Below are 20,057 nucleotides of genomic sequence, written 5' to 3' on the forward strand. Positions count from 1 at the left end.
TGAAATTATCTGCCTGCCGGACAGGGGGCGCCCCGGAGCGCGACGGACCGCCGTACGCCTCCCCGCACGCGTCCCGGTACGCCTGTCCGCCCGCGTCCCCGTACGCCGGTCCGCACACCCGGTCGGACACACTGACCGGACGGTCAGTTGATGGCGACCCGGCCGACGGCCATAATGAACGCGTAGCCCTTCACGCATCCCCCGTCGTGAAGGGCTACGACTCGTTGCGGGCCCGCGTGGACGTACCAAGATTTCACGGGCAAGGGACTCCCCTCGTGGTCCCTTGCCCATGTTTTTTCGAGTTAACAGTGACGTAGAGTGTTTGCGCAAGCCCGCTCCTGGCACCGGAGCAGGATGTTCCGCTCGGACGGACGCGCGTACGGCGGACGTGGACGTGGGGGCCCCGATGGACAACGGCGAAGAACACGCGCCGGAGCTGCGGACACTGCAGCAGAAGGTCGAGTACATGGTGGAGGAGACCTTCCCCGGCCAGAAGATCTCCGGGCGGGTCTTCGCGGACCTGGTCAAGGAGCGCGGCGGCTCGCTGTCGCACAGCTACTTCTCGAACATCCTCGCCGGGAAGGTCACCCAGCCGTCCGAGGAGATCCTCAAGGCCCTAGGGCTGGGCTTCGGCGTCGACTGGCGCTTCTTCAAGGAGGAGTCCGAGGTCGTCGACGATGTCGTCGCGGGTCTGCGGTTCCTCGCGAAGCGGCGCACCGGGGAGATCAGCGGGCTGGCCGGCCGTGGCCTGGACGACGACGGTCTTCCGCCGGAGCTCCTGCAGTTCGCGCTCTCGCTCCTGGAGGACGCGAAGGACCGCCGGGGCGACGCAACCGACGGCCGGTCGGAGCAGTAGACCTCATGTCCTTGCGTGCGCTGCGGAAAGAGTGCGAGACCGGGCTGGCCGACCTGCCCATTCCCGCTCCGTTCTCCGTCGCCGGCCTGGTGGCGAACATGGAGGCGGCCCGCGGGCGCACCATCGTGCTGCACGAAATGCCCGACCGGCTGGCGCGGGTGAACGCCGCCTGCGGGCTGCGCCTGGCCTCCGGCCGGACCAGTTTCGTGCTCTACCGGCGGCGCCCGACCGCGTACCAGACGCAGCACGTCATCCTGCACGAGCTGTGCCACGAGTGGTTCGACCACGGCACCTCGCTCGACGCGGAGCAGCTCCAGCGGCTGCTGCCCGTCTTCGACACGTCCCTGATCTCCCGGGTCCTCGACTCCGGTGTCGCGGACGCACTGCGGGCGGGCGACGGCACGGTGCAGGCACGCGCCCAGTACGACACCCATGACGAGCGGGTCGCCGAGTTCGGCGCCTCGCTCATCCCCCGTATGGCCAGGGACGTGACCAGCGACGACATGATGGGCCGCCTCACCAACTCGCTCTCCCGCCCCTTCGCGCACCGCCGTCGCCGCGTCCTGTTCCGCCGGACCTGACCACCCGGTCCCGCCGCCCCCCTCCAGCTGTCCCCCCACCCAGAGGAATTTCGCCGTGACCCCGCTCGACCTCGCCGGCTATCTCATAGCCGGCCTGATGACGGCCGTCGCCGTGTGGCGCATGCCGGCCGCCCTGTGGGGCGACGAGGAGGACAAGCGTCGCCGGGCCCTGTGGGGCTGCTACGCCGGATTCGCCGCCGCCCTGTGGACCAAGACCCGGGTCGTCCGGATCGGACTCAACGACAGCCCGGTCACCGACCTTTCGGTCCTGATCAAGCACTACACCGCGACCGTCGCGATCCTGGCGATCCTCAGCTACATCGTCGCCATCTACGGCCAGTACCCCGACGCCGGTGACATCCCGCGGCACGTACGGTTCGCCCGGACGATCCAGCAGGTGGCGGCGAAGGCGTCCGTCGCCACGCTGGTCCTGCTGACGGTGCTCTTCTTCACCGTCGTCGACCGTTCCGTACCGTCGGACCGTTTCGTCTCCGACCACGCAGGCCAGTGGGGCGCCACGCTGTACATGAGCGTGTTCTACCTCTACCTGGGTGCCGCGTCCGCGGTCTGCGCGTACCAGTGGGCGCTGGCCACCGCCGGCGCCCGGCTGCGCCATCTGCGGGTGGGGCTCGGCATGATGACGTTCGCGATGTTCATCGGGGTCGGCTACACCGTCAGCCGCACGCTGTTCCTGTGGGTCAGCGTCATCGACCGGCCGAGCCCGGCCTTCGCCCTGGAGTTCGACGAGGTCACCGAGGCCGCGCAGATCGTGCTGTTCGCGTTCTTCGCGGTGGGCGCGTCCATCCCCGCCCTCAGCAAGGGCGGGCGCCGCGCGAAGCTGTGGCGGGCCCAGAGCCGGCTGCACGCCCTCTGGTACGAGCTCATGACCGCGTTTCCCGACCAGCCGTTCGAGCCGCCGCGGTCACTGCGCCGCGAACTGACCCGGTTCGACACCCCCGCCGATCTGCGGATCGACCGGTGGGCCGCCGACATCGCGGACGCGGTCGAGAAGCTGCGCCACTACGTACCGGACGACCTGCTGCCGGCCGCCGAGGCCGCGGCCGCCGCCGATACGCCGGACCCCGCGAAGTCCGGACCGCTCGCCGACGCCTACTGGATCAAGGCCGCCCTGACGGCCAGGAACGCCGGCGCCCCCGCAGGGCCGGCCGGGGCGGTCGGCACGCAGCACGCCACCGACCAGGACGGCGAAGTGGCGTGGCTGGTGCAGGTGGCGGCCGCGTACCGAACGATCACCGACGACCGGGCCCGGCGCGTCCTGGTGTCCCTCACCGACCTGGAGAAGACGGCGTGACGTCCACCATCGATCCCACCCTCGACTCCACCGTCGGCGCCCGGGTGCCGGCCGCCCGCAGGGTCACGGACGTGCTCCAGCCCCGCAACGTCCTGCTGGTCGGCATGCTCGCCATCGGACTGGCCGCCGCGGGCCACTGGACCGGTCTGCTGTGGGGCCTGCTCGGCGCCCTGTGCGCGGGGCTCGTCCCGGCCGGCTACATCGAGTGGGAGCGGGGGCGCGGCACCTGGGGCGACCGGCATGTCGTCGACCGTACGAAGCGTGCACCGATCTTCTTCGTCATCCTGGGCTCGATCGGTGCCGGCTCGGTCGTCATGGTCCTCGGGCACGCGCCGACCGGGATCCTGGTGGCGATGCTGGCGCTGTGGGCGATGACGGTCGTCCTGCTCGCCGTCAACACCGTCTGGAAGATCTCGGTGGACGCGTCGGTCGCCTCGGCGGTCGTCGCGCTGCTCGCCGCCGTCCATTCCCCGTGGTGGCTCCTGGCGTACGCGATGACGGCCGCCGTGTGCTGGTCACGGGTGGCGCTCGGGTATCACACCGCCGCACAGGTGGTGGCGGGAGCGTCGCTGGGCGCGGCGACGGCGGGCGCGTTCCTGCTCGTCTGACGGCCGTCCGGTCACCGGTGCTTCTCCCGGCGCATCCCCGGTTGCGTAACGTCAGGCATGCCCAAATAGTCGTGTACCGACGGACTTTTACGGACTGAAGCGTCCTGCGGTACGGGGCCGGGACGGCGCTTCACGTGCCCCGGGAGGGATTCGTGGGCGACGCCATCGGCCAGATGCCCAGCTCGGCGGCTGGTATCGCCATCGGCCCCAGGAGATCAGCATGACCACAGCCGCCGCATCGGGCACACCTGCCGCTCCGGTCACGCCGGACTTCGCGGACCGCACCGACTTCGAGAACGCCGACCGGGGCTTCGTGGCCGGCCCGTCGTCCACGACCATCACCACCGACGACGGACGCATGGTGTGGGACTTCACCGCCACCGCTTTCCTGGAAGGGGACTGCCCGGACAGCGTCAACCCGAGCCTGTGGCGGCAGTCCCAGCTGTGCGCCCGCGCCGGCCTGTACCGGGTGACCGACGGCATCTACCAGATCCGCGGCTTCGACATGTCGAACATGACCCTCATCGAGGGCGACACCGGTGTGATCGTCGTCGACCCGCTCGCCTCCGCCGAGACCGCCGCGGCCGGCCTCGCGCTCTACCGCGAGCAGCGCGGCGACCGCCCGGTCACCGGCGTGCTCTTCACCCATTCGCACCTCGACCACTTCGGTGGCGTCCACGGCGTCATCGGCCGGGCCGAGCAGGTCGACGGCGTACCGCTCCTCGCCCCGCAGGGCTTCACGGAGCACTCGGTCACCGGGAACGTGTACGCCGGTACGGCCGGGCTGCGGCGCGACGCCTACTGCTCGGGCACGAACCTCGACCGCGGCCCCACCGGTCTGGTCGGGACGGGCCTCGGCTTCACCACCTCCACCGGAACCCCCGGTCTCCTCCCGGCGACCATCGAGATCACCGGCACCGGACAGGTCGAGACGGTCGACGGCGTGGTGTTCCACTTCCAGCTGACGCCCGGCACCGAGGCACCCTCGGAGATGAACTTCCATCTGCCCGAACACCGCGCCCTGTGCATGGCCGAGAACGCCACCCACACCCTGCACAACATCCTGTCGCTGCGCGGCGCCGTGGTCCGCGACGCCCGGACCTGGTCCCGCTGCCTCGACGAGGCCGTCCAGCTCTTCGGCTCCGAGAGCGACGTCCTCTTCGCGTCCCACCACTGGCCCACCTGGGGCACGGAGCGGCTCACCGCGTTCCTGTCCGAGCAGTGCGACCTGTACGCCTTTCTGCACGACCAGACCCTGCGCCTGGCCAACCAGGGCCGCACCGCCACCGAGATCGCCGAGGTGATCGAACTGCCGCCCGGCCTCGCCCGCTCCTGGCACGCCCGCGGCTACTACGGTTCCGTCAGCCACAACGTGAAGGCGATCTACCAGCGCTACCTGGGCTGGTACGACGGCCACCCGTCCTCGCTGTGGGAGCACCCGCCGACCGAGTCCGCCCGCCGGTACGTCGACTGCATGGGTGGTGTCGACGCGGTGGTCGCCCGCGCCGGGGAGTACGTCTCCGACGGCGATCTTCGCTTCGCGGCCCAACTGCTCAAGCACGCGGTCTTCGCACAGCCCGACCACACCGGGGCCAAGGACCTGCTCGCCCGGACCTTCGAGCAGCTCGCCCAGGGTGCCGAGAACGCGATCTGGCGCAACTGCTACCTCATGGGCGCCCTCGAACTGCGCCAGGGCGTCACCGGGACCGCCCCCTCCGCCGGAAGCGTGCCCGCCGCGCTGAGCGTCGAGCAGATCTTCGACTCGCTCGCCATCCGCATCAACGGCCCCGAGGCATGGGATCACCGGGCCACTCTGGACTGGCGATTCACCGATCTGGACGAGCAGTACCGCACCAGCCTGCGCAACGGTGTCCTCGTGCCGACGAGAATGGATCCGGCGGAGGCCGCCGTCGGCTTCGAGGGTGCCCCGGGATTCGAAGACACCCCCGCCGACGTGACGTTCACCCTGACCCGGCCGCAGCTGCTGGACCTGCTGGCCGGGAAGGGGCTCGACACCATCGCGTACACCGGGGACATCGGCGCGCTCCGGACCCTGGTCTCGGTCCTGGACTCCACCGACCCGGACTTCCCCATCGTGACGCGCTGACCGCGCCCGACCCGGTGTTCCCGCTCCTTACGCTCCGGTGACGTGTCCGTACGGCGTCGGAGCGGAGCGCGCCCGGAGATCTAACGTGGCGTCATGCGCGTACTGCTCACCGGCGGAGCCGGGTTCATCGGGGGACACATCGCCGAGGCGCTGGTCGCGCGCGGCCATGAGGTGGTCGTGTTCGATGCGCTGCTGGAGTCAGCGCACGGTGGGGGTGCCCGCAGCGGCCGGGAAGGAATGATCGTCGCCGATGTACGGGACCGGGACGCCGTGGCCGATGCGCTGCGGGGCGTCGACGCGGTGTGCCACCAGGCCGCGATGGTCGGCCTGGGCAAGGACTTCGCGGACGCCCCTGAGTACGTCGGCTGCAACGACCTGGGGACGGCGGTCCTGCTGGCGGAGACGGCCGGCGCCGGGGTGCGCGATCTGGTGCTCGCCGGGTCGATGGTCGTGTACGGCGAGGGGCGGTACGACTGTCCCCGGCACGGGCAGGTCCGGCCCGGTCCGCGAGCCGTGGACGATCTGGCGGCGGGCCGGTTCGAACCTCGCTGCCCACGCTGCGGGAACGAGTTGACTCCGGGCCTGGTCACCGAGGACGCGCCGGCCGACCCGCGCAACGTGTACGCGGCGACGAAGCTCGCCCAGGAACATCTCGCCGCCGCGTGGGCGCGGGCGACGGGCGGCCGGGCGACGGCCCTGCGCTACCACAACGTGTACGGGCCGGGGATGCCGCGCGACACCCCGTACGCGGGTGTCGCGTCCTTCTTTCGCTCGTCGCTGGCCCGGGGCGAGGCACCGCAGGTCTTCGAGGACGGCCGCCAGCGGCGGGACTTCGTCCACGTACGCGACGTGGCGGCCGCCAACGCGGTGGCGCTGGAGGCCGTGCGGGAACGGCCGGCCGGCAGCTTCACCGCGTACAACACGGGCAGCGGCGAACCGCACACGATCGGCGAGATGGCCACGGAACTGGCCTGCGCGCACGGGGGCCCGGCACCGGAGATCACCGGTGGGTACCGGCTCGGGGACGTACGCCATGTGACGGCGGACTCGCGCCGGCTGCGGGAGGAGCTGGGCTGGCGGCCGGAGGTGGGGTTCGCGGAGGGGATGAAGGAGTTCGCGGGAGCGGAGCTGAGGACGGGTCCGGCGGGCGGTCGAGGACGGCCCGCTCACGCCTGAGCGGCCGCCGGGAGGGTGACCTCGAAGCAACAGCCGCCCGTGACGTTGCGGACCTCCGCCCGGCCGTCGTGCGCCTCCACGATGCCGCGGACGATCGCCAGCCCGAGCCCAGCACCGGCGGGTGGCGTACGGGCGTGGCTGCCGCGCCAGCCCGTGTCGAAGACCCTCGGCAGGTCCTCCTCGGGGATGCCACCGCAGCCGTCCGTCACCGACAGCACCACCCCGCCGTCGGCGCGGCGAGCGGCCACCGCGACCGTGCCGTCGGCCGGGGTACGGCGGATCGCGTTGATCAGGAGGTTGCCCAGGACCCGGCTCATCTCCTTGCTGTCGACCTCCACCGGCACGGCGTCGATACGGTCGCCGACGAGCCGTACCCCGTGCTCGCGCGCCAGCGGGTCCGCGCCCGCGAGAGCGTCGCCGACCAGGTCGTACGCGGAGATGCGGGTGGGGGTGAGGGTGAGCGATCCGGCGTGGATCCGGGAGAGTTCGAAGAGGTCGCCGACCATGTCGTTCATGCGTTCCACCTCGGTCCGTATCTGCCGCAGGTAGCGGCCGGAGTCGGCGGCCATGCCGTCCTCCAGCGCCTCGGACATGGCCCGCAGCCCGGCGAGCGGGGTCCGCAGATCGTGCGAGATCCATGCGACGAGCTCACGGCGCGACGTCTCCAGTGCGCGTTCGCGCTCCCGGGAGCTGTCGAGCTTGGCGCTGGTGGCCGCCAGTTCCTTTGCCAGGTAGGAGAGTTCGGCGGTCGCCTGCTCCTCGGGGGCGGCGAACGTACCGCCGTCGCCGAACGAACGGGCCGCGAGCGCCAGGTCCCGGCTCCGGGCCGCGACCCAGCGGCCGAGCAGCATCGCGGTGGCGAGGGACACCACGGCGGCCATGGCGACGACGGTCGTGACGACGGTCAGATCGTGCGCCGACAGGAACATCGCCCAGGCGACCGCGAGGGTCCCGGCGAGCATCGCGGTCACGGCGACGGCGGCGACGACGGCCAGCGACACGACGAGCGAACGGTGCCGGAAGAGGCGCAGGACCAATGCACCGAGAAGCCCGGCCGCTGCGGCGCCCAGGAACGCGAAGAGCGCGATGAGGAGGAGGTCGGTCATGAGGGGTCCGCATCGGTGGTCGGGGCGCCCGGCGGGGCGGTTCTCGTTCCGTCCGGGCGGGTCGGGGCCAGGGCCGGGTCCAGGCGGTAGCCCACACCCCACACCGTCTGGATCAGCTGCGGACGGGCCGGATCCGTCTCGACCTTGCCGCGCAGCCGCCGCACATGGACCGTCACCGTCGACAGGTCCCCGAAGTCCCACCCCCAGACCTCCCGCATCAGTTCCTCCCGGGTGAACACCCGGCCGGGATGGCGCAGGAAGAAGGTCAGGAGGTCGAACTCCCGGAGGGTGAGGGCGAGCTCGCGGCCGTCCCGCACCGCGCGGCGGGCGACGGGATCGAGACGGAGCCCGGCGCACTCCAGCGGGGCCCGGGCGTCATCCGCGTCGGGCGCCGTTCCCCGGCCCCGGCGGAGCACCGCGTCGACGCGCAGCACGAGCTCGCGCGGGCTGAACGGCTTGGTGACGTAGTCGTCCGCGCCCGTCTCCAGGCCCAGGATGCGGTCGTCCTCGTCGCCGCGTGCGGTCAGCATGATGACCGGCACACGGCCGTGCGCCCGCATCCTGCGGCAGACCTCGAAGCCGTCCATGCCGGGCAGCATCAGATCGAGGACGACCAGGTCCGGGCGGCGCGCCGTGAAGCACTCCAGCGCCGCCGGACCGTCGCCGGCCCGCCGGACGTCGTAACCCGCCCGCTCCAGATAGCCGACCACCACCTCGGCGACCGTCGGATCGTCGTCCACGACGAGGACATGGCCACGCGGGACACCGGGGTCGGTGCCGCCGGAACCCGGGGCGTCCGGGATGTTCTCCATACAGCCACTTTGGCATCCCGGTCGCCGGGAGAGCCGGTCGGCCGTCCGCCGAAGGGCCGACGTCCGGCTTTCGTAAGAACCTGAAGCCCGAAATGCCGGTTTTTGCTCCGTAGGGTGAGCGAGGTGACCGACTCCCTCCACACTCAGTCCCCGCGCGCCGATGTGATCCTGCCCTGTCTGAACGAGGCCGCGGCGCTGCCCCGGGTGCTGGCCGGCATCCCGTACGGCTGGCGTGCCATCGTCGTCGACAACGGCTCCACCGACGGGTCGGCCGACCTCGCCCGCTCCCTCGGGGCGACCGTCGTGCACGAGCCGCGCCGCGGCTTCGGCGCCGCATGCCATGCCGGTCTGCTCGCCGCCGAGGCGGAGTTCGTCTGCTTCTGCGACTGCGACGGCTCCCTCGACCCGGGGCTGCTGCCCGGCTTCGTACGCCGGATCGCCGACGGGGACACGGATCTGCTGCTGGGCCGGCGGCGCCCCGAGGGCCGCGGCGCCTGGCCCCTGCACGCCCGCGCGGGGAACCTGGCGCTCGCCCGCATGCTGCGCCGCCGGACGGGCCTGCGCCTGCACGACCTCGGTCCGATGCGGGCCGGGCGCCGGGCGGACCTGCTGGCACTGGACCTCACCGACCGGCGCAGCGGCTACCCGCTGCAGATGGTGGTACGCGCGTCGGACGCCGGGCTGCGGGTCGCGGAGACGGATGTCCCGTATCTCCCGCGCACCGGCAGATCCAAGGTGACCGGCACCTGGCGGGGAACGTGGCAGGCGGTACGCGACATGCGCGCCGTCCTGCGCGAGCCGCCGGAACGGACCTCGGCACGGGCGGTACGCCCGGGGGCGCCCCGATGAGAGTGGCGCCCGCCCACCGCGGCGTCGCGCCGGGTCGCACCACGCTCCTCGTGATCGCCAAGGAACCGCTGCCCGGCCTCGTCAAGACGCGGCTGACCCCGCCCTTCACCCCCGCCGAGGCCGCGCAGCTCGCCGAGGCCGCGCTCAGTGACACGCTGCGCACGGTGCTCTCGCTGCCGGCCCGGCGGCGCGTGCTCGTGCTCGACGGACGGCCCGGTCCCTGGTTGCCGCCCGGCATCGAAGTCGTCGCGCAGTGCACCGGCCGGCTCGACGAGCGGCTTGCGGCGGCGTTCGGCGGCTGCGCCGGACCGGCGCTGCTCATCGGCATGGACACTCCTCAGATCACCACCGCCGATCTGACGCCCGCCCTCTCCCCGGACGCCTGGGACGGGTGCGACGCCTGGTTCGGGCCCGCCGACGACGGCGGCTTCTGGGCGCTGGGCCTGGCCGCACCCGACCCGGACCTGGTGCGCGGCGTGCCCATGTCCACCCCGGAGACCGGCGCCGTCCAGCGGCGCCGGCTCGTCGACGCGGGGCTGACCGTGCGTGATCTGCCGCCGCTGCGGGACGTGGACACCGCGGCGGACGCCGCGCACGTCGCAGCTGCCGCACCGCACGGACAGTTCGCCTCGACCCTCGCCCGGCTGACCGGGGCGGCGAGCCGATGAGCGGGACGGTGCCGAACCGCTCGGTGCTGACTCCCGTGCCCCCGGACAACCGGCACCCGGACACCGCGCACCCCGGCACCGCGCATCCGGACATCGCGCATCCGGACATCGCCGCGTGGAGCACCGACCCGTACGCCGACGCGCTGCGCAACGGCCACGGGCCGCTCTTCCTCCGCCGCGCGGACGGCTGGCTGCTCCCCCTGGACGTCGAGCGCTGGTGCGGCGGAGCCGACGCCGCCGACCGGTCCGCGCTGCGCCGCTGCGAAGGGCCGGTCCTCGACATCGGCTGCGGGCCCGGCCGCCTCGTCGCGGAACTGGCCGCCCACGGCCACCGTGCGCTCGGCATCGACGTCAGCGAGACGGCCGTCGCCCACACACTGCGGATCGGCGGCTCGGCGCTGCGCCGTTCCGTCTTCGACCCGCTGCCCGGCGAGGGCCGCTGGGGCACCGTCCTGCTCATCGACGGCAACATCGGCATCGGCGGCGACCCGCACGGCCTCCTGCTGCGCACCGCGGAGCTGCTCGCGCCCGGCGGTCTGCTCATCGCGGAGACCGTGTCGCCGGACATCGACGAGCGGGTCCAGGTCCGGTTGTACGACGGCCGCCGCGCACCCGACGGGGTCGGCGGACCGGACTGTGCCGATGCCGGGCATTTCCCGTGGGCCCGGATCGGCACCCCTGCCCTGCTCCGGTACGCGCGGCCGAACGGCTGGCTCCCGGCCGATCAGTGGGTGGCGGACGGCCGCCCCTTCGTCGCCCTGCGCCGCGACCGGAGGGTCCGGACCGTGAGCCAGAGCGCCGACACCGCGAACAGCGCGGCCGTGATCAGCAGCCAGTTCCCGAGGAAGACGTCGGGGGACAGTCCGCTCGCCGGCTCGTAGTGCTTCGCCTGCCGGGTGATCAGCGGGAACCACATCAGCAGGAGCAGCCCGGACAGGAAGGCCGGTACGCGGACGAAGTTGACCAGGCCGGAGCGCGGCCCGAGCGCCACGCGTACGACGCGGTCCACCGTCGCGTACACCGGCAGCAGCACCAGATCGTGCAGCAGCGCCGACCCGACGAACCACACCACCACGCCGAACGTGTCCCCCTCCAGCAGCCGCACCCCCGCATAGCCCGCGAGCGCGAACGTGGCGGCCAGCAGGACGAATTGCAGCGGCCCTTCCCCGTACCAACGCCTGAGGACCGCCCCCGGCCCGGTCGCCTTCGTGCGCTTCGTCCGCTCTCCGGCGCGCTCGCCGCTCCGTCTCATCACAGCTCTCCGAACGTCAGCCGGGTCACCCATTTGGTGTTCAGCACACCGGGCGCGGCCGGCACGATGATCCGTGCCGGAAACCCGTGATCCGGCGACAGCGTCTCGCCGTTGACCTCCAGCGCCAGCAGCGAGCGCGGGTCGCGTACCTGGTTGTCCCGCAGCGCCGCCTTGCGGAACGGCCCGCTGCGCTGCACCGACTCGACGAGCACTCCCGGCGGCCGGTCCGGATACCCCGCGAGCGCCGCCAGGTCCCGCAGCCGCACCCCGCGCCACCACTGGTCCGAGGTCGACCAGCCCTCCACGCAGGCGATCGGCAGCGCCGCGCTGTACTGGTCCATGGCCAGCAGCTGTTCCCGGGTGAACGTGAGCTCCCCGGCAGGGCCTTGGACGGTCAGCCGCCACCGTTCCCCCGTGTCGGCCGGGGTGACCCGGACGGACGCGGCCGTCTTGTTGATCTGGAACCCGTTGGGCCCCGATCCGGGGTCGGCGACCCCGCGCGGGGTGAGGAGAGCGGTGCTCCGCAGCGCGTCGAAACTCCGGCCCACCGAGGTGACCAGCAGGAGCAGCGATCCGGCGCCCACCATGGCGAACGCGCCACGCCGGGAGATGGTGGGCTCGTCCGGTGCGGGGGCAGCCAGCTCATCCACTTCACCGCGCAGTTCCCCGTTGCGCAGCACCCGTACGGCCCGTGGGAGCTTCAGCCCGACGTGGGCGACGAACCCGGTGAAGAACACCCACGCGCCGTAGAAGTGCAGCGGATAGAACGACCCCGGGAACACGTACTCCAGCTGGATGTTGAGCAGACCCGTGACGAACTCGAACAGCGCGCCGCCGACGAGCAGCAGCAACGAGACCCGTTCCAGCGCATGCCCCACCGACCGGGCCGGCGGCAGCGCGAAGAGTTTCGGGATCACCGACCACAACTTCGCCAGCAGAACCGGTACGAGCACGATGCCGCCCGTGACATGCACTCCCTGGTCCAGCCGGTACAGCCAGTGCGGCCCGGTCGGCCAGGCGAAGAGGTAGAACCCCAGCAGCCCCTTGCCCGGCGTCTTGTCGTTGACCGCGGCGAGATCCGGGTTGTACGCGGCGTACGACAGCAGACCCGTCACGAAGACCAGCGTCAGCCCGACGAGGAGGACGAGACCGAGCACCGCCGTGAACCGGACACCGCGCACCGGACTGCGCCAGAACCCGGGCGCGGAAGGCAGCCGTTCCCGGACCCGGGACCCATCCGGGAACGAGGGGAACGGGATGCGGGATGCTCTGCCGTGACGTGTGTCGCCCATGCCCCGAAGCTATGTCCGGGCTGCCGGGCCCGGGCCCGCACGACTCCTGACGAAACGCTGACGTCACTCCCCGCGACGGCCAACCGGGCCAAGATCTCCGGGCCTGATCTGACAGTTCGGTGACGCGACCCGGTGGCACCGCCCGCAGCCGCCCCACCCTGCATAGCGTGCCTGCGTGAAGACCGAGGAACGCACCACCGGCCACCACCCCCCGCAGCAGCGCACCACCGGCCGCCGCGGCGATCTGATCGCCGCCGCCGCGGGTGTCCTGCTCGTCACCGCAGCCGTGCTGATCGGGCGCGCGATCCAGGACGCCCACGGAACCCTGGTCGCCCACTGGCCGCCCCTGCTGGCGTCCTGGTATCCGCACACCGGCCCCGGCACCCCGGCCGCCGTCGTCGTCGCTGCGGCCGTCGTCGCGTACGGGCCGGGCCTCGCCGACCGGCTGCCGTGGCGGGGCCTGCTCGCCACCGCGTGGGCCGCCTCCCTGGCCTGGATCCTCTCACTGGCGATGATCGACGGCTGGAGCCGGGGCATCGCCGAACGGCTCACCACGAAGCACGAATATCTCCAGGTCATCGGCCGGTTCGGCGACATCGAGGCGGCCCTGCACGGCTTCACCAGCCACATCCTGAGCGGCCGTCCGGACAACTGGCCCGCGCATGTCGCCGGTCATCCGCCGGGCGCCACGCTCACTTTCGTCCTGCTGGACCGGATCGGACTCGGCGGCGGCGGATGGGCCGGTGTCTGGTGCATCGTGCTCGGCGGCTCCGCGGTGGTCGCCGCGCTGATCGCGGTGCGCGCCCTGACCGACGAACGCCTGGCGCGGCGCGCCGCGCCGTTCCTCGTCCTCGCGCCGATGGCGGTCTGGACGGGGGCCTCGGCGGACGGCTACTTCGCCGCGGTCGCCGCATGGTCGGTCGCGCTCCTCGCCCTGGCGGCGACGCGCCGGCCCCACAGCCCCCGCCCGGCCGCTGCCGCCGCCCTCGGTTCCGGCCTGCTCTACGGCCTGACCTGCTACCTCTCGTACGGTCTGACGCTCATCGCGCTCCTGCTCCTCACCGTCCTCCTGCTGGCCCGCACGGCCCGCCCCGTGCCCCTCTTCCTTCTCGGGGCGCTCGTCGTCCCCGTCGCGTTCACCCTGGCGGGCTTCAACTGGTGGGAGGGGTACCGGCTGCTGGTCGAGCGGTACTACCAGGGGGCGGGCGGGATCCGTCCGTACTCCTACTGGGTCTGGGCGAACCTCGCGGCCACCACGGTCTCCGCCGGTCTCGCCACGGTCGCCGGCCTCCGCCGGGCCGCGGCCGGCGCCCCGGGATCCGTACGCGCCCTGCGCACCGGCACCACCTCCGCCCGGCACCAGCTGATCCTCCTCACCCTGGCCGCGCTCCTCGCCCTCCTCGTCGCGGACCTGTCCGGGATGAGCAAGGCGGAGACGGAACGCATCTGGCAGCCGTTCGTCCTCTGGCTCCTGCCCGCCGCCGCGCTGCTTCCCCCGGACACCCGACGTGGCTGGCTGATCGCGCAGGCCGTCGTCGCCCTGTTGGTCAACCACCTGCTCTGGACGGGGTGGTGACGGAGTACCACATGGCCGAACAAGGTCCTTGAACCGATCGCTCACCGGGTACAGGTGACCCGTGCCGACATTCGAGATCACCACAGCGAGCGCCGACGACATCGAGATGCTGGGGGAGTGGGCCCACGCCGAGGGCTGGAACCCGGGCCGGACCGACGGCCACGCCTTCTTCGCCACCGACCCGCGCGGCTTCCTCATCGGCCGGCTCGACGGTGCGCCCGTGTCCTCCGTCTCCGTCGTCCGGTACGGCTCCGGCTTCGGGTTCCTGGGCTTCTACCTCACCCGCCCGGAACTTCGCGGCCAGGGTTACGGCATCCAGGTCTGGCGCGCCGGAATGGACCGGCTCGCCGGGCGCAACGTCGGGCTCGACGGCGTCGTCGCCCAGCAGGCCAACTACCGGAAGTCCGGATTCCGCTCTGCCTGGACGAACATGCGGTGGGTCGGCCGGCCGGCCGCGGACATCGGCGCACCGCCCGGCATCACGCTCGCCGACGCCCGCTCGCTCCCCTTCGACCGGCTGGCCGTCTACGACCGGCGCTTCTTCCCCGCCGAGCGCGACAGCTTTCTCGCCCCGTGGATCGCCGCACCCGGACGCACCGCCCTCGCCGCCCTCGATGACGACGGGGAGTTGCGAGGGTTCGCCGTGATGCGCCCCTGCCGTACGTCGTCACGCATCGGCCCCCTCCACGCCTCGTCGCCCGAAGTGGCCGCCGCCCTGATGAGCGCCTTGTCCGCCACCGCACCGGACACCGAGATCGCCGTCGACGTACCCGGCATCAACCCGGCGGCGGTCACGCTCGCCGAACAGCTGGGTCTCGCACCGTCGTTCGAGACGGCCCGTATGTACACGGGCTCGATGCCGGACGTCGACCACACCGGGCTGTTCGGCATCACCAGCCTGGAGCTCGGCTGACCGCGGAACCCTAGCGCCGGAGCCTCTCCAGCACCCGGTCGCGGAGCAGTTCGTACTCCTCGCGCAGCCGTACGATCTCCGCCGGCCGGGGTATCACCGTGCCACCCGAGACGATCTCCTCCGGCCCGAACTGCTCCCGCGTGAGGTCGATCTCCACACCCATGCCCAGTCGGTTCCACCAGTGGAAGTCCGTGCGCTCGCCGTGGACCCGGACCTCGCCCCGGATCAGCTCGCCGCCCAGCAGGTCGTTGAGCACCATGGCGGTGACCCCGCACTGGTCGCGGGCCGGATTGCCGGCCGTCCAGTGCGGCCGATGGCCGGGTGTGGCCGTGTCGGCGCCCCAACTGGCGCGGACGGCGGCTTCGATGTCGGCGAGCAGCAGCGGCTTCGAGGACTCCATGACACCGATCCTCGCAGCGACCACTGACAACCCCTCGAGAATGTCCTGCTCCGGGGCCGGCACCGCGATGTCGTCCTTCGCTCCCTGACCGGACTTCTCCAGCACCTCGTCCAGCAGATCATCGAGGCTCCCGCCGGCCGGCAGGGACAGCTCCGCGAGCCGGCGCTCCGATACGTCGATGCCTCGCCCCGCCGCTCCACCGGACCGTCGGTGCACATGAACAGCACCGTCCCCGGAGCGCACTCCACCGGCGTCGTCGCATACCCGCCCTGTGGATCAGCGCGAGCCTCGGCGCGGTACGTCACGAGCGGCGCACGGCCGTGGCGTCGCCCCTGGCACGCAGCCGGTCGTAGTCCAGCGTGCCGTCCGAGGCCGGTGCGTCCAGCGGCAGCCGGAGGGCGGCGTCGACCGCCGCAGGGAGCGCGGACAGCCCCAGCAGACCCCTCACCAGGCCGGTTGTCATCGTGTGCCAGGCCCGGGCCCGGCGGAGCATCGCATGGTCGCTGGCGCGGATCGTCACCAGACAGGAACGGGCACCCGCCCGGCGGGCCCGGGTGGCGAGCGACTGGGAGGCCTGGGGGCTGGTCACACGATCACGGTTGCTGTGCAGCAGAACGACGTCCCGGTCCGCGAGTTGGGTGACCGGATCACCGGGCGGACACCACGGTGCAAGGCCGATCACCCCTCGCACCAGGGGATGCCCGGCCGCGCGCAGGGCGGCCCGGGCACCCATCGAGTGCCCGATGAGCACGACCGGCACATCGCCGAACTCGCGCCGCACGCCGTCCAGCGCACGTACGGCATCGTGCAAGGCATCCTCCCGGGACCCGTTCCACCCGCGGTGTCCGTACCGGACCTCCTGTACCGCCACATCCACCGGCTCGTCCCGGGTCCCACGGACCACACCCCGCGCGAACGGCCGCATACGCAGGGCCGGAAGGTTCAACGGCCCGGGCGGGGGCGGCCCCAGACCCGTCTCGCGTCCGCCGTGCAGAAGGAGCACCGCCGCCGACGGTGGTCGCCGATCCGCCATACGTACCTCCTGGTAGCGGAAGCCACCACCGTACCGAGCATGCTGTACCCAGACATCGCCGAACGCCGTACACCCGTCGCGCACAAGGGGACCCACCATGGGATCGTCACCACAAGTCGGCCAGTCCGTACCGGACTTCACACTGCCGGGCGGAACGCTCACCGGAGACACGTTCGAACGCAGCGACTACACGCTCTCGGCCGCCCGCGGCCGTACCGTCGTCCTCGCCTTCTACCCCGGCGACAACACGACCGTCTGCACCAAGCAGCTCTGCTCGTACTCCTCCGGCATGGAGACCTTCACCGGTCTCGACGCGGAGGTCTGGGGAATCAGTCCACAGGGTGTGGACAGCCATGAGTCGTTCGCCCGTACATATGGTCTGCGGATGCCGCTGCTCGCGGACACCGGGCGGGAGATCGCCCGGGCGTACGGGATCACGGCGCCCGGGATCGGGGTGCGCCGAGCCGTGTTCCTGATCGGGCCGGACGGAGTGCTGCGGTGGAAGCATGTCGCGGTCCTCGGGGCCACCTTCCAGTCCCTGGACACGCTCGCCGAGCACATCGCCGGCATCAAGGGCCGGACGGTCGGCTCGGCTTCACCCACTCCCGAGCAGCCGGGCGACGACGGCAGGACCGGGACCACCGGCTGACGGCGTCACCCACCCCACGTGCCCGGCGGTGAGCAGGAGGCCGCCGGGCACGGCTGTGTCCGGGCCCCGGCCACAGCCTGCGGGAGGGCGCTGCGGACGGTCCGTGACAGGTGCCCCCGCAAGCGGCGGAAGTCTCCGGTTAAGGTAATGAGACGTTAAAGAGATCGCCAAGTGCGTCGCTGTGCCGTCGTGCGCCTCGGGAGGAAGCCATGGGAACCCACCGGACCACGCTGCCCGGAGTCGGTGTGCAGTACGACTACACCACCGAGTCGGGACAACACATTTCGGTCGTCGTCCACCACGACGGGCGGCGGTTCATCGGCTTCTACGAGCACGACGATCCGGATTCGTGTCAGCTCTCCGTGCCGCTGACTCCACAGGAGGCCACCGCGCTCGCGCATCTCATCGACGCCGCGCCCATCGATGCCGTACGGACCGAGGGAATCGATCTCGTCACCGAGCACATACCGCTCGGGTCGCGCTCCCCTTACGGGGGGCGGCTGCTCGGGGACACCCGGGCGCGGACGCGGACAGGGGCGTCGATCGTGGCCGTGCTGCGGACACACAGTGCGCACCCGTCGCCGGGGCCGGACTTCCGGCTGGCCATCGGGGACACGCTTGTCGTCGTCGGTACGCGTGAGGGCGTCGACGCGCTCTCCGAGATCATTGCGGAGGGCTGACCGTGCACGACACGACCGCACTGCTGGTGGAGCTCGGCTCCGTCATTCTGGGGCTCGGGATCATCGGGCGGTTCGCCGGGCGGATAGGGCTCTCGCCGATTCCGCTCTATCTGCTGGCCGGCCTGGCGTTCGGGGACGGGGGGCTGCTGCCCCTCGGGGCCAGCGAGGAGTTCACCGCCGTCGGCGCCGAGATCGGTGTCATTCTGCTGCTGCTCCTGCTGGGGCTGGAGTACAGCGCGTCCGAGCTGGTGACCAGCCTGAAGACGCAATATCCTTCCGGGGTCGTCGACTTCGTACTCAATGCGACGCCCGGCGCGGTGGCTGCGCTGCTGCTCGGGTGGGGGCCTGTCGGGGCCGTCGCGCTGGCCGGGGTCACCTGGATCTCCTCGTCCGGTGTCATCGCGAAGGTGCTCACCGATCTGGGGCGGCTGGGAAACCGGGAGACGCCCGTCATACTCGGGGTTCTCGTCATCGAGGACCTGTCGATGGCCGTCTATCTGCCCCTGCTCACCGCGATGCTCGCCGGCGTCGGCCTGGCCGGCGGCAGCATCGCCCTGCTGGTCGCGCTCGGCACCGTCGGGTTCGTGCTCTATCTGGCGCTGCGGCACGGCCGGCTCATCAGCCGGGCCGTGTCCTCCGACAATCCGGAGATGCTGCTCCTCGTCGTCCTCGGGCTGACCGTCCTGGTCGCCGGGGTGGCCCAGCAGTTGCAGGTCTCCGCGGCGGTCGGGGCGTTCCTCGTCGGGATCGCGCTCTCGGGGGAGGTGGCGGAGGGCGCCCGCAAGCTGCTGACGCCGCTGCGCGATCTGTTCGCCGCGGTCTTCTTCGTGTTCTTCGGGCTCTCCACCGATCCGGCCCAGATCCCGCCCGTGCTGCTGCCGGCCCTGCTGCTGGCCGTCGTCACCGTCTTCACCAAGATCGGCACCGGGTGGTACGCGGCCCGACGCGCCGGTATCGGGTCTCCCGGGCGGTGGCGGGCCGGGGGCACGCTTGTGGCGCGCGGTGAGTTCTCCATCGTCATCGCCGGTCTGGCCGTGGCGACCGAGCCCCGGATCGGGCCCATCGCCACCGCGTACGTCCTGATCCTGGTCATCGTCGGTCCGCTCACTGCCCGCTGGACCCAGCCCGTCGTGGCCCGGATCCGGAAGCGGCGGCACCGTGGGGGCGGTGTCCCCGGGGGCGGGGGCGGCGTGCCGGTCGCTCACGAGGAGCTTCCGGTCGTGGAGCGCGCCTCGGCCGTCGACTGAGCCGTCGTCAGAGCGGGGTCGCCGCGTGCAGGATCCGCACCAGCGTCACCGTCGCGTTCAGCGACGACAGCGCCGACACCGTGGTTCCGGCGGTGGCCACCAGTCCCGCGAACGCGACATGAGCGGACGGCGGAGGCCAGAGCGCGTTCGTCGGGACGGGGTCCAGGAGTGCGGCGACCCGGCGCGGGATGGGGCCGACGGCCGCGAGCGCGGGCAGGGCGTCCGGTGACCGGTGTGCGAAGAGCGCCGCCTTGCCGACCGCGCCGGCCACCGCCCGCCGGTCGCCGGTCGCCTGCGCCGCCGCCTCGTCCGCCCATCGTTCCGTGCTGTATGCCACCGCCGTACGCAGCGGCAGCAGGAACGGGTTGGCCCGCGCGGCGAGCTGGGTGGCGAGGAGGTAGCGGTGGTGGCGGGCGGTCAGGTGGGCCCGCTCATGGGCGACGAGCGCCCGGCGTTCACGCGCGGTCAGGCACTCCATCATCGCCGTCGACACGACCACCCGGCCGGGGGAACCGGGGAGTGCGTACGCATACGGCTCCGGGTCCGGCAGCACGGCGACCGCGGACGGCTGCTCCGCGAGGGACCGCAGGGCCCGTGCGGCGCGGACGCGTTGGCGTAGGTGGTGGTGGACCGCCGACCCGCATGCCACGACCACCGCCGCCAGCACCCCGATCGCGACGATGCCCGCCTTCTCCTCGTACGGCACCGCCGCGCGCACCTCGGGGTCCGACCAGCCGTCCGGCAGCGGGTTGCCGGGGAGCTGGGCCGTTCCCACCACCATCAGCAGTGCCAGGCACACCGTGCTGCACAGGGCGAGCGTCGTACCGACGGCCGCCAGCAGGCGGGTGGCGCTGCGCGGGTGCAGATGCTGTTCGGCCAGGCGCGCGATCGGCAAGGCGGTCAGCGGCAGCACGAGGGGCAGGTAGACGAAGACGCCCAT

Annotated in this window: 20 protein-coding genes; 14 read left to right on the plus strand and 6 right to left on the minus strand. The window is 72.2% G+C overall.

Going from position 1 to position 20,057, the window contains the following annotated elements; all coding sequences use genetic code 11:
* Positions 1-406: 406 nt before the first annotated feature.
* The 6 genes from OHB49_RS20980 (at position 407) to OHB49_RS21005 (ending at position 6,640) form a co-directional block, all read left to right on the plus strand.
* Entirely contained in the window at positions 407-856 is a 450-nt protein-coding gene (locus OHB49_RS20980) for a hypothetical protein (protein WP_030972639.1), read from the plus strand.
* Between the two features lie 5 nt (positions 857-861).
* Complete coding sequence (locus tag OHB49_RS20985; RefSeq protein WP_329162140.1) at positions 862-1,437, plus strand: toxin; 576 nt, start codon at positions 862-864, stop codon at positions 1,435-1,437.
* A 55-nt stretch (positions 1,438-1,492) separates the two neighbouring features.
* Complete coding sequence (locus OHB49_RS20990) at positions 1,493-2,749, plus strand: MAB_1171c family putative transporter (protein WP_030972637.1); 1,257 nt, start codon at positions 1,493-1,495, stop codon at positions 2,747-2,749.
* The gene (locus OHB49_RS20995) at positions 2,746-3,357 is read left to right on the plus strand and encodes a hypothetical protein (protein ID WP_329162143.1); all 612 of its coding nucleotides are present in this window, start codon (positions 2,746-2,748) and stop codon (positions 3,355-3,357) included. The genes OHB49_RS20990 and OHB49_RS20995 overlap by 4 nt, the downstream gene beginning before the upstream one ends.
* 220 nt (positions 3,358-3,577) lie before the next feature.
* Entirely contained in the window at positions 3,578-5,464 is a 1,887-nt protein-coding gene (locus OHB49_RS21000) for an alkyl/aryl-sulfatase (RefSeq protein WP_329162144.1), read from the plus strand.
* A gap of 93 nt (positions 5,465-5,557) precedes the next feature.
* Positions 5,558-6,640 carry an NAD-dependent epimerase/dehydratase family protein gene (locus OHB49_RS21005; RefSeq protein ID WP_329162146.1) on the plus strand — a complete coding sequence of 361 codons (1,083 nt, stop codon included), beginning with the start codon at positions 5,558-5,560 and terminating at the stop codon, positions 6,638-6,640.
* Here the strand turns inward: OHB49_RS21005 and OHB49_RS21010 are convergent.
* Both OHB49_RS21010 and OHB49_RS21015 read right to left on the minus strand, forming a co-directional pair.
* A complete protein-coding gene (locus OHB49_RS21010) occupies positions 6,631-7,746 on the minus strand; it encodes a sensor histidine kinase (protein ID WP_329162148.1) in 1,116 nt (371 codons plus the stop codon). The two genes, OHB49_RS21005 and OHB49_RS21010, sit on opposite strands and share 10 nt — an antisense overlap.
* Positions 7,743-8,558 (minus strand): response regulator transcription factor, encoded by an 816-nt coding sequence (locus OHB49_RS21015; protein ID WP_329162150.1) that lies wholly within the window; start codon positions 8,556-8,558, stop codon positions 7,743-7,745. Before OHB49_RS21015 ends, OHB49_RS21010 begins: the two co-directional genes overlap by 4 nt.
* A gap of 123 nt (positions 8,559-8,681) precedes the next feature.
* On the opposite strand from OHB49_RS21015, the gene OHB49_RS21020 reads away from it, so the two are divergent.
* The 3 genes from OHB49_RS21020 to OHB49_RS21030 are packed head-to-tail and all read left to right on the plus strand — an operon-like array spanning position 8,682 to position 10,956.
* Entirely contained in the window at positions 8,682-9,407 is a 726-nt protein-coding gene (locus tag OHB49_RS21020; protein ID WP_329162152.1) for a glycosyltransferase family 2 protein, read from the plus strand.
* Positions 9,404-10,075, plus strand: a complete 672-nt coding sequence (locus tag OHB49_RS21025) for a TIGR04282 family arsenosugar biosynthesis glycosyltransferase (RefSeq protein WP_329162153.1) — start codon at positions 9,404-9,406, stop codon at positions 10,073-10,075. Before OHB49_RS21020 ends, OHB49_RS21025 begins: the two co-directional genes overlap by 4 nt.
* On the plus strand, positions 10,072-10,956 hold the full coding sequence (locus OHB49_RS21030; protein WP_329162154.1) for a class I SAM-dependent methyltransferase: 885 nt from the start codon (positions 10,072-10,074) through the stop codon (positions 10,954-10,956). Before OHB49_RS21025 ends, OHB49_RS21030 begins: the two co-directional genes overlap by 4 nt.
* A gap of 370 nt (positions 10,957-11,326) precedes the next feature.
* Here the strand turns inward: OHB49_RS21030 and OHB49_RS21035 are convergent, their stop codons facing one another.
* Positions 11,327-12,619 carry a molybdopterin-dependent oxidoreductase gene (locus OHB49_RS21035; RefSeq protein WP_329162155.1) on the minus strand — a complete coding sequence of 431 codons (1,293 nt, stop codon included), beginning with the start codon at positions 12,617-12,619 and terminating at the stop codon, positions 11,327-11,329.
* Positions 12,620-12,794: 175 nt separating this feature from the next.
* Here OHB49_RS21035 and OHB49_RS21040 point away from each other — a divergent pair, with 175 nt between their 5' ends.
* Both OHB49_RS21040 and OHB49_RS21045 read left to right on the plus strand, forming a co-directional pair.
* Positions 12,795-14,195: a hypothetical protein gene (locus tag OHB49_RS21040; RefSeq protein ID WP_329162157.1), complete on the plus strand. Its 1,401-nt coding sequence runs from the start codon at positions 12,795-12,797 to the stop codon at positions 14,193-14,195.
* Positions 14,196-14,256: 61 nt separating this feature from the next.
* The gene (locus OHB49_RS21045; RefSeq protein ID WP_329162158.1) at positions 14,257-15,108 is read left to right on the plus strand and encodes a GNAT family N-acetyltransferase; all 852 of its coding nucleotides are present in this window, start codon (positions 14,257-14,259) and stop codon (positions 15,106-15,108) included.
* A 10-nt stretch (positions 15,109-15,118) separates the two neighbouring features.
* Here the strand turns inward: OHB49_RS21045 and OHB49_RS21050 are convergent, their stop codons facing one another.
* Together OHB49_RS21050 and OHB49_RS21060 are read right to left on the minus strand one after the other, a co-directional pair.
* A complete protein-coding gene (locus OHB49_RS21050; RefSeq protein ID WP_329166569.1) occupies positions 15,119-15,508 on the minus strand; it encodes a YunG family protein in 390 nt (129 codons plus the stop codon).
* Between the two features lie 301 nt (positions 15,509-15,809).
* Positions 15,810-16,541: a serine aminopeptidase domain-containing protein gene (locus OHB49_RS21060; RefSeq protein WP_329162160.1), complete on the minus strand. Its 732-nt coding sequence runs from the start codon at positions 16,539-16,541 to the stop codon at positions 15,810-15,812.
* Positions 16,542-16,638: 97 nt separating this feature from the next.
* Between OHB49_RS21060 and OHB49_RS21065 the strand changes: the two genes are divergently transcribed.
* From OHB49_RS21065 to OHB49_RS21075, 3 genes are all read left to right on the plus strand, one after another.
* The gene (locus tag OHB49_RS21065; protein WP_329162161.1) at positions 16,639-17,190 is read left to right on the plus strand and encodes a peroxiredoxin; all 552 of its coding nucleotides are present in this window, start codon (positions 16,639-16,641) and stop codon (positions 17,188-17,190) included.
* Between the two features lie 209 nt (positions 17,191-17,399).
* Positions 17,400-17,870 (plus strand): cation:proton antiporter regulatory subunit, encoded by a 471-nt coding sequence (locus tag OHB49_RS21070; RefSeq protein WP_030972612.1) that lies wholly within the window; start codon positions 17,400-17,402, stop codon positions 17,868-17,870.
* Positions 17,871-17,872: 2 nt separating this feature from the next.
* Positions 17,873-19,117, plus strand: a complete 1,245-nt coding sequence (locus OHB49_RS21075) for a cation:proton antiporter (protein ID WP_030972610.1) — start codon at positions 17,873-17,875, stop codon at positions 19,115-19,117.
* A 7-nt stretch (positions 19,118-19,124) separates the two neighbouring features.
* On the opposite strand, the gene OHB49_RS21080 is transcribed toward OHB49_RS21075, so the two are convergent.
* A complete protein-coding gene (locus OHB49_RS21080; protein ID WP_329162165.1) occupies positions 19,125-20,057 on the minus strand; it encodes a M56 family metallopeptidase in 933 nt (310 codons plus the stop codon).

This window comes from Streptomyces sp. NBC_01717, from assembly GCF_036248255.1.
GTDB lineage: Bacteria > Actinomycetota > Actinomycetes > Streptomycetales > Streptomycetaceae > Streptomyces.

What these genes read in the sequence shown, in the direction of transcription:
- OHB49_RS20980 (WP_030972639.1), top strand. Translation starts at nt 407, where the DNA reads ATGGACAACGGCGAAGAACACGCGCCGGAGCTGCGGACACTGCAGCAG.
- OHB49_RS20985 (WP_329162140.1), top strand. Translation starts at nt 862, where the DNA reads ATGTCCTTGCGTGCGCTGCGGAAAGAGTGCGAGACCGGGCTGGCCGAC.
- OHB49_RS21000 (WP_329162144.1), top strand. Translation starts at nt 3,578, where the DNA reads ATGACCACAGCCGCCGCATCGGGCACACCTGCCGCTCCGGTCACGCCG.
- OHB49_RS21005 (WP_329162146.1), top strand. Translation starts at nt 5,558, where the DNA reads ATGCGCGTACTGCTCACCGGCGGAGCCGGGTTCATCGGGGGACACATC.
- OHB49_RS21010 (WP_329162148.1), bottom strand. Translation starts at nt 7,746, where the DNA reads ATGACCGACCTCCTCCTCATCGCGCTCTTCGCGTTCCTGGGCGCCGCA.
- OHB49_RS21015 (WP_329162150.1), bottom strand. Translation starts at nt 8,558, where the DNA reads ATGGAGAACATCCCGGACGCCCCGGGTTCCGGCGGCACCGACCCCGGT.
- OHB49_RS21025 (WP_329162153.1), top strand. Translation starts at nt 9,404, where the DNA reads ATGAGAGTGGCGCCCGCCCACCGCGGCGTCGCGCCGGGTCGCACCACG.
- OHB49_RS21030 (WP_329162154.1), top strand. Translation starts at nt 10,072, where the DNA reads ATGAGCGGGACGGTGCCGAACCGCTCGGTGCTGACTCCCGTGCCCCCG.
- OHB49_RS21035 (WP_329162155.1), bottom strand. Translation starts at nt 12,619, where the DNA reads ATGGGCGACACACGTCACGGCAGAGCATCCCGCATCCCGTTCCCCTCG.
- OHB49_RS21050 (WP_329166569.1), bottom strand. Translation starts at nt 15,508, where the DNA reads ATGGAGTCCTCGAAGCCGCTGCTGCTCGCCGACATCGAAGCCGCCGTC.
- OHB49_RS21060 (WP_329162160.1), bottom strand. Translation starts at nt 16,541, where the DNA reads ATGGCGGATCGGCGACCACCGTCGGCGGCGGTGCTCCTTCTGCACGGC.
- OHB49_RS21065 (WP_329162161.1), top strand. Translation starts at nt 16,639, where the DNA reads ATGGGATCGTCACCACAAGTCGGCCAGTCCGTACCGGACTTCACACTG.
- OHB49_RS21070 (WP_030972612.1), top strand. Translation starts at nt 17,400, where the DNA reads ATGGGAACCCACCGGACCACGCTGCCCGGAGTCGGTGTGCAGTACGAC.
- OHB49_RS21080 (WP_329162165.1), bottom strand. Translation starts at nt 20,057, where the DNA reads ATGGGCGTCTTCGTCTACCTGCCCCTCGTGCTGCCGCTGACCGCCTTG.